The sequence below is a fragment of the Mesorhizobium waitakense genome (assembly GCF_056431085.1).
The window spans coordinates 25531-41875 of the sequence record NZ_JBWKME010000002.1 but is presented as its reverse complement, the minus strand read 5'-3'; the positions used below and the strand labels follow the sequence as shown (position 1 = coordinate 41875).

Below are 16345 nucleotides of genomic sequence, written 5' to 3'. Positions count from 1 at the left end.
GCCGCCCTATCTACAGGGCGGGTTCGACATATTCGCCGAGGAGGTGGTGCCTATCTTGCGCAGGCGCGGACTTTTCCGGCACGATTATGACGGGGCAACGCTACGGGACCATTTCGGTCTGCCGCGTCCGCAAAACACATTCAGCGGACTGCAAAGGGCGACCGCTTGATGCATCATGAAGATCGAAGACCTGCTGTTCCCTTTTTTCAGGATTCGCTGAGAAGTCTTCAGCTTAAACCCGATTATTGTGGTCCATCTGTCATATTTTCCAAGGCCACTGCACGGTAGAGTAACAGCAACGCAGGTAAGACGGCTCAGACCGTTACGCTCTTTACAAGAGGCAAATCTCCCGAGGGATCGTCAACATGATCCGGCGGTCGGAAGGATCCGCCGGCTGAAAGAGGTCGGTGCCAAATGAAGCGGTCAGGAGATGGATTGGATGATCCACGCCAGGCATCTGCACGGATTACCTCCCCAAAATGGCGAGCCGGTCACGGAATTGAGCCACCGTCGCGAGCTTTTCGAGGCAGTGGAGGCTTCGCTGTCTGCGCTCCTCAAGGCGAAGCGCGCAGCAGATGAGAACCTGCGGCGAGTGCACGGAGCGCCGAATAGCGCGTATCGAGCAGCTCGGCTCGCTCCTCATCGTCGACGATGCCATCTCGCATCTCGCAGGATTTCGTTTGTGCGCTCGTAGAGAGCCCGAATGATTGGCTGGTCGCTGATGTCGGCGTTGGTGGCAAGCCAGCTCTGCAGGAACTCAACCTCGGCTTGATTGATCAAACCGTCAGCCGCGAGGCCGCGAGCAATCCCGATCAACTCGTCGATCTGGCACGCCGCGATACGTTCGCCGCCGAGAAGATCAAAGTCTTTCCCCATGTCGCCCCCCCACAGTGTCAAGTTCTGCTCTTGGAACTTGGAACTTACGTGCACCATTCACTGCCTGTGCGGCGCCTACGGAGACGCTGCAACGGGAACAAGCAGCTTGTCGCCATTGTGGTCAACTTCTACCAGTACCGGCTTTTGGTCCATGCGCTCCGTGATCCCGCGATGAAAGATGATGGCATTCATATAGGCGAAGGTCATCACGAGCGCGGCGGTGCGCAACGGGTAGTCGACCAGAGAATGCACAAGCAAGAACGCTACAGAAAGAAACGCTGCTTTCTGAAAGGAGTCCCGGCGAATTCTGGCAAACGCAAACAGAAGAAGGAATAGGTACAAAGCGATCAAGAGGGCAGCGATGACGCCGCCCTCGAAGGCAATTTCAAGATACTCGTTATGGGCATGGTTCACATACGATCTGAATATCATCCCTTCCTTTTCGTATATCTGGTAGGCCTTCTGAAAATTCCCAAAACCGACTCCGGCAACCCAATTCTCTTCTATTCCATCGATGGTCGTGCGGGCAAACTCCGCGCGTCCGAAGGCAGAATCAAGCTCCTTTGCATCGATCGTCGTCCATGCTCCTATCGTGTAGACGGAAAGCCCAACGAAGAGGGCAAATACGCTAAAGCCCCTTATACTCGAGCGAGCCGAGAGAAAGATGACGGACACCAGGGTGATGGCCAACCCGATAAGAACGCCGGCACGAGACCCTGCCGCCAAAAGGAGCAGCAGAAGTGCGATCAGACCAATCGCCCCGGAGAGGAGATGTCCACGGAACAGGCCGTAGTAGATAACGAAGGGAATGGAGACGAAAAGCAAAGCCGAAAAATGGTTTCGGTTGGCGAAAAGTCCTGCATTGATCGTGAATGGCAACAACCCCTCGATCGCGATGTTATCTGAGAGCGAATATTGAATCGCTCCTGCCAATCCGTTGCAGATTGCACCCATGAAAAAGAAGGGGAGCAGACCGTAGACTTGGTCGGAGCGCAAACGCATGACACCCAGGAAAAAAGCTGCCGATGCTACCACGTACAGCAGACACTCGATCGTTCGCCCCACCCCGACACTGATGAACCGAGTTTCATCAGTCAGCCAGGGACCACCGAGCAGCAGTCCCGGCCGCAGACCAACAAAAAGGCTTGCCGGCAGCGGAACGATTTGAAGTATAAGCAACGCCGCCGTCAGGAAAAGCAGCCAGAGAACTGACCCGGGCGTTGTTTGGGTTGACGTTCGAGACAAGGCAACCGCCGCAGAGATAAATGCCATGATCTCGATCAGCGTATCGGTATACAGGCCGCTGGCCGTACCGCCACCTATCAGCAAGGACGTGAACAGGACCGAGCCGAGGAGATATTTGTCCCATTCCGACGGTCGCGCGCTCAAGGTGAGATTCTCTCAATGTTCAATTTGTGCATGACCAAGGTACCGATATAGCGAAACCGCCAACTGTCAGCTATTGCCGCGGTTTCCAACCGCAACAACTGCATGGGGCATACGTCCGGTCCAACAGAAAATTCCTGGCTCAGACTCTGACGATTGAACGTGCCCTCAGGAATGTTAAACCGCGCTATTTCGCCCGCCGAACCCACACATCTAATGGTCCAGAACAGTTCTTTGGGGAGCTTCAGGTCTCGTCCGGATGCGACCAAGGAAATTCTGTAGGAACCGGGCGGCAGCTCGATATATTGTTGGAGAGCAGTGTTCTTCACCGGCGTGTCCAAAAACCGAACCGTCGCCCCTCCCTCCCCTTCAACAGCATTTTGGGATGTCACGAACGTCACTTCGAGGCCTGACTGGTCGCGAACCTGCCAATCGAAAGGCTTCCCCCCGAACCCGGGTTCAAAGGTGCTGTTAAAAACATATCCACCCAGCTTTCGTTGGTCATCGGTCAGACTGAAGAGAAACAGCCGATAAGCCTGTTCATATTCCTTCTGCGCGATATACCCGGTGATTACGGAGGACAGTTCCCCCGATTTCGGTGGCGCACCGGATCCGGCCAAGTCAAGGAGCAGCTGATTTGCAAAATCGAGCCCCGGGCGTGATTTTCCAAGAGCGGAAAACAAGTTGGCCCGCCACGGTGCTCCCGCTGCAATTGATGCCAGCACGGCGTGATATCCGTCAGGGTTAGAAAGCATTGCCGGAAGGCCCTCGGCGACGGCCGGAAACTGATCCGGCCAGCGCCGCAGAAGTGTATCGAGCTCGTTTACAGCCTTCGACAGATCACCCATCTCGATCGAATGGCCTATGGATCTCTGGAGCGCATGGATCTCCGTTTTCGACAGCCTTCGTGCCTGATCGAAGAGCGCATACGCGTCATCCTTCTTGCCCTGCCGGTATTCTATCTCGCCGATTAAGCTATAGAGGCGTGCATCTCCGACATTAAAGCGAAGTGCGCCTTTTGCCCTGGCGGCAAGCGCGTCAAGATCAGGGGGATTGGCGGTATCGTTCAGGTCATCGGAAATTTCCCCTATCAACGCGTCGACATTCACCGGATCCAGCGCCATTGAAATGGCTGGCATATCTGTCTCAAGGAGTCGACTTAGCCCTATCGACGAAGCCACTAATACTAGAACGGATGCGACGAACCAAATGCCTGAACGTCGAAGATCTTGGGCGAGTGGGCTGGTCTGCGCCGTCATCAACTTTACCCTCAAGTTTCGGGGTACTCGTGCCATAGTTATAATATTGATAGTTCATGTACTTATAGGCATAATTGTAGTCAAACTTGTTCACCGCAAACTTCGACATTGCTGCTCCAACCACGTTGGCGCCGGCAGCACGCAGACGCTTCAGGGCTGTCTTCGCCGACTTGCGGGTGACCTGCTTCGTCGAAACGACCATCAACGTACCCTCGGCTAGCCGGCTGAGAATAGGGGCATCCGACAGGCCGACGATCGGTGGAGCGTCTATTATCACCAGGTCGTACCGTTTACTAAGATTGGTCACGATCAACGCCATTTTCGGCGAAGACAGAAGATCCGCAGGATTGGGTGGAATGGTACCAGATGTCAGAACCGTCACATTGGGATATTTAGTTGACCGGAAGAGGCCAGCTAGATCTTCCTTGCGGACAGTGTTAGTCAGCAGGTTGCTCAACCCGATCGTATTGTCGAGACCAAACAGTCGGTGAAGGTTCGGCTTTCGAAGATCGCCGTCGACAAGCAGCACTCTTGCTCCAAGTGCCGCAAAATCTTGACCAAGCTTGAACGCCGTCGTCGACTTGCCCTCCGCCGGCTCAGAACTCGTGACCAGAAGCGAACGCGGCGCGCCTTCAGCGCCGGAGAACTGTAAAGATGTTCGAAGCGACCGATAGGCTTCGGACAGGCCTGACTTATGGTCCGCAATGCTGGCAATGAGCTCGCGATCATCGACGTGGGGCAAGATACCGAGCATCGCCAGTCCAAGTTCCTTTTCGATCTGCTCGGGATTGGTAAACGTGTTGTTCAGCAGCTCGATCACATAAATAATCGAGCTGCTGATCGCCATGAAGAGGGCCAATGCAATTGTGAGATTGATGCTCAGGCGCGGAGAATAAGGCGCCGTCGGCTGCGTCGCGAAATCCACGATCGCGGCACTCTGTGTCTTGAGCTCGGAACTGACTCCGACTTCATTTAACTTGGCAATAAGACTGTCATACTGAGACCGGTTTGAGTCGACTTCACGCTTCAGGATCGTATATTTGATATTCTTGTCATTGAAATCGACCTGCTGCCTTTCCATATCGACAAGTTTGGTTCTAAGGTCAGCTTCCTTGTTTTGAGATTCCTGGTACTTGAGCCGCAGAGAATCAGTAATCGCCAGAACACCGTTGTTATAAACGCGCTGCAGTTCTCTGATCTGGGCCTGCAATTGCTGCATTTCCGGAAAACCGGGCTTCAATATGCCGAGCTTCTGCTGATACTGGCTGTTGAGATCAGCCAACTTATCACTAAGTACCTGCAGGCCCTTGCTTTCGAGCACCGGGCCAAGGCTCGCACCGCGTCCCTTGTCGATCTGATCCACAACCGATCCGGCATCGGACCGCTCCTGGGTTGCCGTCTGGAGCGCCACATTGAGGGCCTCGATGTTCGATCCGATAAGCGACTTGTCGCTACCGGTGATCGTAATGCCCGCATCCCTCGCGTAAGCGACGAGATCCTCCTCGGATTTCTGGAGCTTCTGCTTGACCTGTAAGACCTGCTCTTGGATGAATTGCCGCGCTAAATCAGACGTCGCGCTGGTTTGATCCAACCGCTGATCGATATAACTCTGTGCGACTTGGTTGGCCACGTCACTAGCATATTTCGGCTTCTGGTCCAAAAAGGTGATCGACAACAGACTTGTGTTGGTTACCAGATTAACCGTGAGATCGCTCAAAACGCGCTTGATCGCAATGGCTTCACGTTGTTCCGGAGTTTTCTCTTCGATTGAGGGAGCTTTTGAGATTCTGAATGCACGATAGAAAATGTTGCTTATCGAAAAATCCGGTGTCGGAAACAGGAAGTCCGGCTTTTCGCTAAGGCCCAGTTGGAAGACAACGCGTTGCGCCAATGCTCGGCTCTTCAACTTTTCACGGGCGGTCTGAAAGGCTCGGATATCGCTGCTTTCGGAAACCACCTCGATGTCCTGGAAGACCTTCGCCGAAGGGACTAAGACCTCTAGCTGCGTCGTTGCCTGATATTTGGGTGTCTGCATCATCGTCACGACGACGCCGGCAACAAGCCCGGCAGCCATCATCATGGCGATCAGCCATCGATAGTGGACAGCGTAGAAGAGCAGCTTGAGCGGATTAAAGCCCTGCTCCTGTTCAGTATCTCGACCATAGGGGCTATAGTTTTGGCCGCCGTCATAGTAAAGATCCGAAGACATGGCTTGGCCATGTCCCGGACCTGCTATCTGGTGTTGCCTGCTACGATCGAGCATAGTGCTGGCGGTCCTGGTTCATAAGGAGTTGACATGCCGCCCGCGTCACGGCGCGAGTACGCCAATTCTCACTGCAGTTGACGCAACTCCGAGGGCGTCCTTCAGGTTGTTCAAGGCGATTTTCGATTTTGAAGGAAACACGACCACCTTGTCGCCACCGTAGATGCGTGGATTGGGGCTTTTACCAGCGCGAATGTTCTCGACATTATAGTTCGTCACGAGCGTATTTTGACCAATATTGCGATAAACAAATACTTTTCCTGCGTCGCCAATAGTATTGAACCCACCGGCAAGAGCAATCGCGTCGATCAATGAAGCGTTGCTCGATACGGGGTAGATGCCGGCCTTGGTGACTTCGCCATCAACGGTTATGCGCTGTCCAATCGATTCCTTGACGAAAATTGTCACGTCCGGGGATTGCAGATATTGCGCGCCGTAAGCCGCTTCGATTTCCTTCTCCAACTGACGGACGGTTTTTCCTGCTGCCATCATTGTTCCGATCAGTGGAAGCGAAATTTGCCCGCTGGCGTCGACCTGAACCGTCCTGTTCAGATTGTCGACTTGGAACACATCGACCTCGAGCACGTCATTCGGCGACAACGGCTGCTCGCTGCCGTTCTGGCTATTTTGAGGAGCAGGAAGATCCTTCACAACCCGCAGAGCGCCACCGCCCGATAAGGGAGCCGATGCCGATGATGTGAGTTCCAGCGCGTCGATCGACGTCGGTGCCGTCGGCGAGGTGCTGGTGCAAGCCGACATGGTGAGGGAACCGAGCATCACGGCTATAGCGGTCATGGCGCAGTTCATCAAATCGCGCATCATGAGGATACGCCCTTTAGCAAACGACCTATCCCCCCGAAGCGGCCGACCTTGTCGGGGCTTGGCGTCTTTGCAAACGTAGTTTTTCCAACAGGCTCAAGCGGCCGGTTCGCCAATATGGCGCTCGGCCGCCTCACTACCATATTGTAAGCCTCATCTTCCCCACACCGCTTCGCGGCGACATCAAACGCTTGCGAAAGGCCAGGCCGACGGCGCTTGGCACCATGAGTATCGGATGCGATAATATCGACCCGGCCTTCGCCTATCAGCTTTTCCGAGTAGTAGTGGGCGGTACGCCCGAAAGCGCCAACAACCGAGTCTGCAGTAAGCTGTATAAGGCACCCGAGCCTATTCAGCCGTTCGACCACGTCATAATTCGCCTTGATCCAGGTTAAACGCTCCGGGTGAGTGAGGATGGGGACGAACCCGGCCTCTATGAGGCGCATAGCAAGTTCTTCCAACCGCGGCGGTAACACGTGGTGAGGCGGCTCGAATAGAAAATAGCGCGACCTGTTTAAAGTCGGCACCTTGCCGAGGGTCAGCTGATTAGGAAGATCTGGAGTTATGTGGACGTCGGCACCCACATAGAGAGCGAGCGGTATGTCAGCGCGCCGCAACGCTTGCTCCAACGAATGGACCGCTCGAACGATATTCTCTGTCCCGTTTTCGTACATGCCGGGTACGACATGGGGCGTGCACGCCATATGGGTCGTCCCGTCGGCCACCGCCAACCTCGCCATTTCCAGCGATTCAGCAATATTGGGCGAGCCGTCGTCGAGACCAGGCAAGATATGAGAATGCAGGTCGATCATAAGCGTTTCTGGCCACGTGAGGGCAAAACAGCGACTTCGCTAAGAAAGAACACAAACGTATCCGCCGCTTTGTGGCAATTGACACGGTTGATGACTGCAGAGTGGCGGCCGCGAAATTCCAGCTACCTGCTGACAGAATTTTCGTCACCTTGAAGGCTTAGGAAGGGTGCTGCTGCACCACCCACAGCTGCATCGCCCAGCAGAACGGGCACGAGCCGAGGGCTGGTACTAGCAGGAGTGACTGTCGCCCCTGGAGCATTGGGCGACACGCACATACCGGCCTGCATTTGATTGACGTTCACTGACGCAAGACAATGAACTCACTGCTCACAATCGCCCTAGCGGCTCACGCCATTATCATCGTCCTGAGTTGCCGTGAGAACTCCAGCAGTGAGAAGCGCGCCTGCAAACAACTGCTCAGGCAAGCCAAATGCAAACTTGCGGGACGGGTCAATGGCACCCGTGTGCTCGGGGCTTACAGTGGCTGCGGTGTGTTCGGGATTCACCACCTTGAGACAGATTTTGTTTTCGATACGCGAAATGTCGAGACTTGCATTCGCCGGCACGCTCAGCCTGCAATCACCAACCTGAACGGACGCCGAGCCCTTGGCGCCAACCACCAAGCGACTGCCGAAGTCCAAAGCGCTTCCGGCTTTGGCAGGCACATAACCGGCCGTCTGCGAAACCATCACGTTGCCAGTTACATTTCGGATCGATCCGATCGGATTTGCTGGACCCTGATAAGCCGTCGCACAACTGCACGCTGCATCCTGAGCGAAAACTGGGACTGAGCCAAAACCGACCAATGTGACCAAACCGGCCAACGCACGTTTCGAGATAACATTCATCTGCTTCGATCCTTTGTTTGCGCCGTTCGAACGCGACCAAGTCAATGCTTGCGATAAGCGCCTAACAGCTTTTGGTTCTGATTCCAACCTGTTTCGCACGTGCGAGATAAGCTTTTGATTCGACACGTGCCTGTTTGAACACAGTATTTTAGCGACTGCGTATTAACATACTCAATGTACATATATAGCGTATGAACAGTCATTATGTGATTTACGCATGAACGTTACCTATTTTCCGATCGTTTTCTCACGGTTATAGAAATAACGTCGATATCTTTATGCCCCTTATGTGCAGTAACCACCAGATAACGTTATGATATTGTGGGGCGTATGGCAAGTCTGTTTCTTATGTGGCACTATCTATGCCTTTTCGTAGAGTGTATTATTTTAAAGTTGCAAGTTTTCACTTATACATAGGCAGATCTGTCGATTTTGACAAGTATATGATGTGTCTATTACGATGTCAAAGCGTGTGTCGGGCACGGAAATTTGTTTAAACGCTCTGAACGTCGGGACCATCGAATATTTCAGGCGGAAAATCTTCGCGAGCCCGACTACAAGACAATGCCAGAACGCCTCGATGACGATTAGTCGCTGGGATTTGCATCGCGCGTCTGATCGAGACGGCCATCAACACGCGGTTCGCTTGCCTTGCTTCTTCGCGCGCTGCTGCGCTGAGACAGACTGCCCTACAGGGTCATCGTTTCGGCGCAGAGCGCCATAAGGTGAGGCGAAAATCTGGATGGATCATTGCGATTATGGGGATGAACGTTCCGTCACCGAAATCCGCTACTGAAACGTAGTCTTTCGAGGTGGCTGAAATACCATTCGAAGCGGCGCACAGCTTCCGCATGCTAGCCATATCCAGACCATCAACCCCATGCCGCCAGGGGAGAACAAAGTTGCTTCCCCGGCGTTGGTAGCGAGAGCAGCAAAGGTGATCGCGACAGCCTGCTCCGATCTCCAACTAAGAGGTCGGTAAACGACGGCGCCCACAACAAGGACGAACCCGATAAAACCCACAGCGCCGAGTTCTTCCAACACAGAAAGCACGATCACGCCCTTCTCGACTGGATTTCCCACGGGGATGCCCATAACGCGCGTTACGTCCAAGTCCCACGGTGAAGACGGAAGGCCAAATCCGATGCCAAAGATGGGATTGGCGTAAAAATTCGGCAGCGATTTGTCTATCACGACGCCGCGCGATTCCATGAGCGCGCCAGAAAAGGTATCGGCATTGTTGAGCTTGAAGGCGAGGTTCTGGACCATCGGCATGACAGCATCGTGGGCATAGCCCATCACGAAAACGCCGCCACAGAACAAAAGCAAGACAGCTATGATGGATCTGAATGCCTGACCTTCACCCGATATACGCCCAACTACAGCCGCGAAGGGCAGCGCTATCAGAACCGCTAACATGCCGGTGCGTGCTTCCGTGGCAACCAGAGAAACGAGGCAAAGAGTTGTGACAATCCACCAAAACAGACCGCGCGACCCGCCCGTGTACACCCGAACGATCATCCATGCCGTGAATGGCCCCAGGAAAACGCCGTACGCTTGCGGCTGGTTCAATAGGCCCTGGAAGCCATGATTATTTGCAATAAATCCGGAAGCGGTGAACAGCAAAGGAAAACTAACAAACACGAAGACTGAGCAAAAGGTAAGCATCCATCGGATTAGCCGCTCTTGGTCCTCTTCTTTGGCGAGCTGCACGTTCAAAATTACCGCCGTGATGCCGATGAAGAATACTATCAACTTGGATAACGACACATCCTTGGCGTAGCTCGAGATCAGGGTTTCCATTGCGACCACCGCGACGAAGGCGGCTCCAACCTTTAGAACGGGGGGCCAAAGCCAAGGTTGCGGCCGCTTTGAGAACAACGCGGTTCCAAATGCTACAAAAAGCACAAGCCAGCGTAGCAGCGCCACGGCATCCGGTGCGGGAAATAGGGCTGGGTTTGCCATACCTACGACCACCGAGAGGCAAAGCGCTTCTACCGCTCTCATAGGCCCACCCAGTGCCCAGACTGCCATCAAAACGTAAGCGCCAATGTAGCCGGCATTTCCGATGGCAGGGAGCGCTATAATAAAGAGTGCGCGCAACGCGGCCACAGAATCGAATTGTCCAACATCTTTCATAAGCTTGATCACAAAATCTTGGGTCCCATCTTCTGCGGGAGACAACTATTGAGGGATTTGGTAGTTACCTAATGCCACTGAGAGGGAGAGGCACATGGATCGACGGCAATTTCTAGGTGCAGCTCCTCTTATTGCAGCAGCTCCGGCCGTACCGAAGGCCTCCCGGCACGATGTTCTCTCATTCGATGCAGCTGGCGATGGCGTAAAAGATGATACCGCGTCCATCCAGCGCACGGTTGACGAGGTGAAGCTAGTTGGCGGAGGCGTCGTCAGAATCCCCGAAGGCACCTATAAAATAAGTGCTCCCATCCGGGTCCATGGTAACTTTCACATTCGCAGCATCAAGATATTGGGGGACAATGCAGAGATCGTCTCGACCCATGCAGGCCCGGCGTTCGAATTTGATCCGTCAAACCCGACGCCCGCACCGCAGGCCAAGCAACGAAGCGAAATGGACGGGTTATCCTTCTCGGGACCGGGCCGAGATATTTCCGGCTCCATCGGGATTTCCATTATCAATGGAGCAACTGTACGAGTTCGCAATTGCAAGGTCAGGGGCTACGAGAAAGGCATATCCGGTGTTGGCGCCCTGATCCTGCGCTTCCTTGAAGTGGAGCTTTACAGCAACGCTTACGGCTATCACTTCACCAGCACCAAAACGTTCGGTGCCAATGACATCCATTTCAACTCATGCTTTATTTTTGAAAACACTAAAGCCGGGTTTGCGGAAAACTTCCCGAATAGCGTGATGACTTTCAACCAATGTGAGATCGAAGGCAACAACTTCGATGGAAGTGCTGACGATGGCGTTGTCACTATGGAGTTCTCCAATGCGGGCAAGGTAACCATGGTCGGATGTCATGTGGAAGAGAATCACGGAAGGGCGAATATAGTTTTTGCGGGAGGCAACCAATCATCGTCATTAAATATCATTGGCAGCGAAATTCTGTCTGGCAGAAAAATATCTACGGTAGTTGAGATGGCGACGAACCTTGGTCCATTCGGACATCTGCAGGTTGTAGGATCTCGCATCACAAGCGGACGCGGAAATCAGATTGATCTTGGTCTTGGGATTTCAGCTTGCATAATTGGTGAGACCGAAGGGGGTATATCTGGCGACCTAAGCAAGGTGGTCGTGATCAAGGATGGCAAGGTCGGCACTGGCGGCATAGAGCCATAAATGGACGGTGAGCCCCTGGCGCACTCCGTATCAACGAGATCAACAAGCTCTATAAGTCGCCCCAATCTGGCTAGGCTGGCCACAGAGTAAGCCCCTTTGAGTGAGAATAGCCGCCAAGTCACCCCCGTCCTGCGTAAGGCACTGGACGACCACTGCATCCCCCAACCTGGTTCCGGTCTTCCCATCGCAGGGAGTGCCTGAGCCGACCGGCTTGCAATTCAAAACCATTCCCTGAAAATCTCGCCGCGCTGCGTCCGTAACCATTCCACGTAAGGCCATCGGTTTTGTCGACGCGGCACCGCACAGGACAATCTTGCGGCCCCCAACCCGAAGATCGTCTATCGAAGGAATGTTGAGCTGCCCGGTGAATGGCGAAAGCGTGGCGCGTGGCAGCGGACGTGGTCTGGCTCTCTGCGAAACAATGACAGCCATGAAGCCAACGGCAAACACCAGCCCGACAACAGGAATAGCGATCAATTTATTCATCGATCTTCCTACAGGCCTCGATTCTGATAGTGCCAACACCGTGGTGCTGTCGGTGTCGTGATAGCGTCGCCGGCCAGGCAGAGTCTGGGCGTCCGACGTCGGGCGAAGAAGAGTTGAGGACAGCCGCAGTACAGCGTGATCACGGATATCGGCCGTACCGGCGCTCCAGCGCGTCGGCGATGCGTTCGCAAAGCAATTCTGACGTCACGACTGTAAGGTGGAGACGGAGGCGGACTCCGTGCGGATCAACCAAGGTAGCGACAATACCACGATCAGAGTACTCGTCGAGGTCGTGAACATCGTGGATAATGAAGTCTTGTATTTCTCGAAGTCTCTTAGGGCGCTCATCCACCGTGTTCTCCCTCCAAATTGGTGGCTTTCCGGGCAGGCCGAGTCTCATTCGCTGGAGTTCGGCGTAGCTCTGGGCAAGGTCTTGAGCGTTGAATAAATGCAGAGTTACTTTGCCGTTTTCGACGACCTGAACAATCCATTGACCGTCGACATTTTTCAGTCGCACGTCATTCGGTTCTCCGTCAACCATACTGGCGATCCGTCTCAGCAATCAAAAAAGAGAAATGACAGAGGAAGCCCCAAGGTCGTTGTGAAGACGGCACCGACAAAACCTCGGCATGTCGTTGAGCGCAGGGCTCCTGGTCACGCACCGCCGAAACCCGCCGCAGAAAATCGTCGCCCGAAATCATAGTTCGCCGCAGGCCTGGCCTATAGCCGAATGGTCGTGGTCAGCTATTGCGGGAGACAGGGAGCAGTCCGACCGCGAAGGGGAAGCCAGCGCCCTCCCCTTGAGACCAAGATCGCGCGCAATAATTATGGCTTGGAAAGGGCTTCTGCGATTTGAGACACCGCCTGCTCGGCGGAAAACTGGCGATCGAACAATTGCCTGCAACGTCCGGGCAGGTCGGCATCCGTTTCAACTTGTACCAGTAGCCTTTCCGCCTTCGCCACCAGTTCATCCAGTTGATCGCTCTGGCACTCTTCGCCAACCCGCTCGTTTCGGATCAGCTCGGCCAAGTCGTTGCCTGGGTTCAAGCGCACGAGTGCAGGGAGGCCGTTTTGCATATATGTCAGGAACTTGCCCGGTATGTTGTGCGATCTATGGCGAAGATCCAACGAAACGATCCCAATCCGGCACTGTGCGTAGAGATCCGGAATTTCGTCGGGGTGGATCTCGTCGAAAAAGACCACGTTGGTGAGGCCGAGAGCTTGCGCCTTTTCCCTAAGTCTTCGGGCCTCACTGCCCCGACCGACCAGCAGGAAACCTACGTCGATCCGGGAGGCCATTCTCTGCGCCAAGTCCAGTACAATGCCGACGCTTTGAGCCACCCCCATGTTGCCCGCGTACACGAAGAGCTTACGCCCGGCCAACGGTGTCTCGCTAACGCGGATTGAACAACGCACGTTTGAAGGCTTGTCCAGCCAGTTTTGCAGCACCTCGAGGACGCGCCCCGACTTCCGCCGCCACCGGTCGAAGTAAACAAGGTTGCCCGGCGTCTGGACGCCGATTACGTCAGCAACCGAGTATTGGTAGCGCGCGATGGAATCAAAGAAACGGTAGGGAAGACCGCGGCCCATCAGGCCCATATCAACCGCCCATTCGGGAAAGATGTCGCGAATGATCAGATATCCCTTGCAGCCGCTTTCGCGCTTAAGTGCGCTCGCCATAGGCCCATGGAAGATAGAGGGAGCATACCAAACGATCCCGTCCCATCGCTGCCCCGCCAGCGGGCTTTTGCGCAGATTGCGCAACATGGCAAAAGGCATGACGAACTCATTCCAGGTACGCCTCACATAGCCAATTTCCTTGGTAGGCGGCGCTCGCAGGCGCAGCACCGTTACACCATCAAGCTCCTCAATTGCCCAGGGGCGGCCCAGATCGGCCGCCGGCAGCATGACCGTCAGCCGATGCCCTTGCCGCGCAAATTCGCGCGAAAGATCCCTCAGTTGTACCGCGCCCGACGTTCGCAGCGGCGGAAAAGTATCCGCAATCAAAGCGATCCGCATCTGGCGCCGCTCAGTACTTCTTCCACACAACTCGATTCACATAGTCAGTATAGCTGTGGATTATGCGAACCACCTTTTCGCTGACATTGGGGATGTTATAGTCGGCAACCAGGCGAAGCCCACGCTCCGCGCCACGCGGTTGGTTTTCCAAGATTGCAAGGCCCTGACATACCCGGTCGACGTCCAAGCCCACCATCATTACCGTACCTTCCTCCATCCCCTCGGGACGCTCATGCGCCTCGCGCAAGTTGAGCGCCGGAAAATTCAGGATGGAGGACTCTTCCGTGATCGTACCACTGTCGGACAGGACCGCTTTTGCATTCATCTGCAGATGAACATAGTCCAAGAAGCCGAAGGGCTTCATAAAGTGGATCCTCGAGTCCATTTGGAGGTTCAACGAGTTCAGCCGCGACCGGGTGCGCGGGTGCGTCGAACAAATCAGCGGAACGTCGTGTTCCTGCGCTATGTGATTGGCGATGTCAGCAATCCGGGTCATTTTATCCGGTAAGTCGATGTTCTCTTCGCGATGAGCACTCATGACGAAGTACTTCCCTCGTTCAAGAGAGAGCTGACCCAAGACATCCGATTTGTTGATTTCATCCATATAGTAATTTAGGACTTCAAGCATCGGGCTACCCGTCTTTATAATTTGATCGGGGGCAATCCCTTCTCGTAGCAGATAGTTTCGCGCGATGTCACTGTACGTGAGATGAATGTCGGCTACATGATCAACTATTCGGCGGTTTATCTCCTCCGGAACCCGTGAATCGAAACAACGATTGCCGGCTTCCATATGAAAAACAGGAATCCTCAATCGTTTGGCCGCAATTGCCGCGAGACAGCTATTTGTGTCCCCAAGCAACAAAACCGCCTCTGGCCGGCGCTCTCGGAGCACTTTGTCGGTCGCCTCGATTACGCGACCAATCGTTTCGGCGGCAGTGTTTCCTGATGCTTCAAGAAACACATCGGGGCGGCGAATCTTAAGCTGCTCGAAAAAAATTCCATTCAACTCATAGTCATAGTTCTGGCCCGTATGCACGAGACATTGGTCGCACGATTGATCCAGCCGGTCGATGACACGCGACAATCGGATGATTTCGGGGCGCGTCCCGACGATCGTCATAACCTTCAGCTTGTTCACCAATCCACTCCCCACTTGAACTCTCCGGGCCCAGCGATGTTTTAGACCACCAGCCGAGGAAGCGAGCTACGTCGCAAATCCCCAAAGAGAAACCGCTGTAATTCGCTTCCTAGGAGCGATCCTGACCTGTCAAAGCGTCAAGCTCTTTACTGCCGACGACCTGCTGGTTGTACTTGAGATAGCTCTTATGCATGGTCGACACGAGGTCCGACCACGGATCGGGTAGAAAGCCCGTCGTCCTCCTAAATAGGTCAGAATTCAGGGAGCGATCGACCGTGACGGATGTGTCGGCAATAATATCTATTTCCTTGCTGTAGACCCTCGAGACCAACGACAGAAGATCGAATTTGTTGATGGGATCGGCTGAAACATGAAAAAGACCCCTCAATTCGGCATTTGAAACGACAAACTCTTTGATCACGCGCGCTATCTCTACCGCGGGCAAGCCAGAAAAAACAGCATTCTTGTAGCCCTTCACCTGGCCTTTCTGACTCAAAAACCAGTCGACCAGACTTTTTGAGCTCTCCAGTTCGTGACCGATGATTGACGTGCGGAGTGTCACCGCATTCGGGTAATCGACCTCACCCAGAAACTTCGTTCTCCCGTACAAATCGTTGGCATCGGCAAAATCGGATTCCAGATAATTACCCTTGCTACCTGAGAAAACACAATCCGTGCTCACATGTACCAAACGGGCCCCGGCCACGCGGGAAAGCTGCGCCAAGCGATGAGGGAGAGAAGCGTTGATTGACAGCGACGTGAGATGGTTTCGCGAAGCCTCAAGCTGCTTGATGACTCCGACGCAGTTTACCACGACATCCGGTTGGATTTCGGCGAACACGGCTGTCAGATCTCCGTCGTTCCGAACATCGAGATTGGATATGAGGCTACCATGCTCGTGAGGCAGAAAATGGCGTTTTTTGGTCGATGATCGGAGGGTTCCAACGGTTGCGTATCGATGATCGGCCGAGAAGAACCGGAAGACCGCGTTTCCCAGCATACCTCCAGCGCCCAAGACAAGGATTCTGTTCGTTTTCACGTTACGCATCGCCTTTCTGGTGCGAACCTAAAACCATACCGATAAGAGATCTTTGTCTTAGACGCAGGCGGTTTGGTC

14 protein-coding genes and 1 pseudogene are annotated in these 16345 nt (G+C 54.2%); 3 read left to right on the top strand and 12 right to left on the bottom strand.

Features of this window, described 5'->3' with window-relative positions:
* Window positions 1-169 (top strand): annotated as a pseudogene (locus AC07FD_RS00180) (LLM class flavin-dependent oxidoreductase); the annotation flags it as partial.
* A gap of 470 nt (window positions 170-639) precedes the next feature.
* On the opposite strand, the gene AC07FD_RS00175 reads toward AC07FD_RS00180, so the two are convergent.
* The 8 genes from AC07FD_RS00175 to AC07FD_RS00140 all read right to left on the bottom strand — a co-directional run bounded on the left by AC07FD_RS00175 (window position 640) and on the right by AC07FD_RS00140 (window position 10414).
* Window positions 640-876 (bottom strand): hypothetical protein, encoded by a 237-nt coding sequence (locus tag AC07FD_RS00175; protein ID WP_478348199.1) that lies wholly within the window; start codon window positions 874-876, stop codon window positions 640-642.
* A gap of 75 nt (window positions 877-951) precedes the next feature.
* Window positions 952-2265 carry an O-antigen ligase family protein gene (locus AC07FD_RS00170; protein ID WP_478348198.1) on the bottom strand — a complete coding sequence of 438 codons (1314 nt, stop codon included), beginning with the start codon at window positions 2263-2265 and terminating at the stop codon, window positions 952-954.
* Window positions 2262-3401, bottom strand: coding sequence for a tetratricopeptide repeat protein (locus AC07FD_RS00165; RefSeq protein ID WP_478348197.1), 1140 nt, complete (start codon window positions 3399-3401; stop codon window positions 2262-2264). The genes AC07FD_RS00170 and AC07FD_RS00165 overlap by 4 nt, the downstream gene beginning before the upstream one ends.
* Window positions 3402-3408: 7 nt before the next feature.
* Window positions 3409-5730, bottom strand: a complete 2322-nt coding sequence (locus AC07FD_RS00160; RefSeq protein WP_478348196.1) for a GumC family protein — start codon at window positions 5728-5730, stop codon at window positions 3409-3411.
* A 99-nt stretch (window positions 5731-5829) separates the two neighbouring features.
* Window positions 5830-6606 carry a polysaccharide biosynthesis/export family protein gene (locus AC07FD_RS00155; RefSeq protein WP_478348195.1) on the bottom strand — a complete coding sequence of 259 codons (777 nt, stop codon included), beginning with the start codon at window positions 6604-6606 and terminating at the stop codon, window positions 5830-5832.
* On the bottom strand, window positions 6603-7415 hold the full coding sequence (locus AC07FD_RS00150) for a tyrosine-protein phosphatase (RefSeq protein ID WP_478348194.1): 813 nt from the start codon (window positions 7413-7415) through the stop codon (window positions 6603-6605). Before AC07FD_RS00150 ends, AC07FD_RS00155 begins: the two co-directional genes overlap by 4 nt.
* 338 nt (window positions 7416-7753) lie before the next feature.
* Window positions 7754-8263: a hypothetical protein gene (locus tag AC07FD_RS00145; RefSeq protein WP_478348193.1), complete on the bottom strand. Its 510-nt coding sequence runs from the start codon at window positions 8261-8263 to the stop codon at window positions 7754-7756.
* A 789-nt stretch (window positions 8264-9052) separates the two neighbouring features.
* Window positions 9053-10414 carry an O-antigen ligase family protein gene (locus tag AC07FD_RS00140; RefSeq protein ID WP_478348192.1) on the bottom strand — a complete coding sequence of 454 codons (1362 nt, stop codon included), beginning with the start codon at window positions 10412-10414 and terminating at the stop codon, window positions 9053-9055.
* 82 nt (window positions 10415-10496) lie between these two features.
* On the opposite strand from AC07FD_RS00140, the gene AC07FD_RS00135 reads away from it, so the two are divergent.
* Together AC07FD_RS00135 and AC07FD_RS00130 are read left to right on the top strand one after the other, a co-directional pair.
* The gene (locus tag AC07FD_RS00135; RefSeq protein ID WP_478348191.1) at window positions 10497-11582 is read left to right on the top strand and encodes a glycosyl hydrolase family 28-related protein; all 1086 of its coding nucleotides are present in this window, start codon (window positions 10497-10499) and stop codon (window positions 11580-11582) included.
* Between the two features lie 364 nt (window positions 11583-11946).
* A complete protein-coding gene (locus AC07FD_RS00130; RefSeq protein ID WP_478348190.1) occupies window positions 11947-12129 on the top strand; it encodes a hypothetical protein in 183 nt (60 codons plus the stop codon).
* A 78-nt stretch (window positions 12130-12207) separates the two neighbouring features.
* On the opposite strand, the gene AC07FD_RS00125 is transcribed toward AC07FD_RS00130, so the two are convergent.
* The 4 genes from AC07FD_RS00125 to AC07FD_RS00110 form a co-directional block, all read right to left on the bottom strand.
* Window positions 12208-12609: a hypothetical protein gene (locus AC07FD_RS00125; protein WP_478348189.1), complete on the bottom strand. Its 402-nt coding sequence runs from the start codon at window positions 12607-12609 to the stop codon at window positions 12208-12210.
* Between the two features lie 284 nt (window positions 12610-12893).
* Window positions 12894-14087: a glycosyltransferase family 4 protein gene (locus tag AC07FD_RS00120; protein WP_379097609.1), complete on the bottom strand. Its 1194-nt coding sequence runs from the start codon at window positions 14085-14087 to the stop codon at window positions 12894-12896.
* Window positions 14088-14097: 10 nt separating this feature from the next.
* On the bottom strand, window positions 14098-15228 hold the full coding sequence (wecB, locus tag AC07FD_RS00115; protein ID WP_478348188.1) for a non-hydrolyzing UDP-N-acetylglucosamine 2-epimerase: 1131 nt from the start codon (window positions 15226-15228) through the stop codon (window positions 14098-14100).
* 109 nt (window positions 15229-15337) lie between these two features.
* Complete coding sequence (locus AC07FD_RS00110; RefSeq protein WP_478348187.1) at window positions 15338-16276, bottom strand: dTDP-4-dehydrorhamnose reductase family protein; 939 nt, start codon at window positions 16274-16276, stop codon at window positions 15338-15340.
* Window positions 16277-16345: the final 69 nt, after the last annotated feature.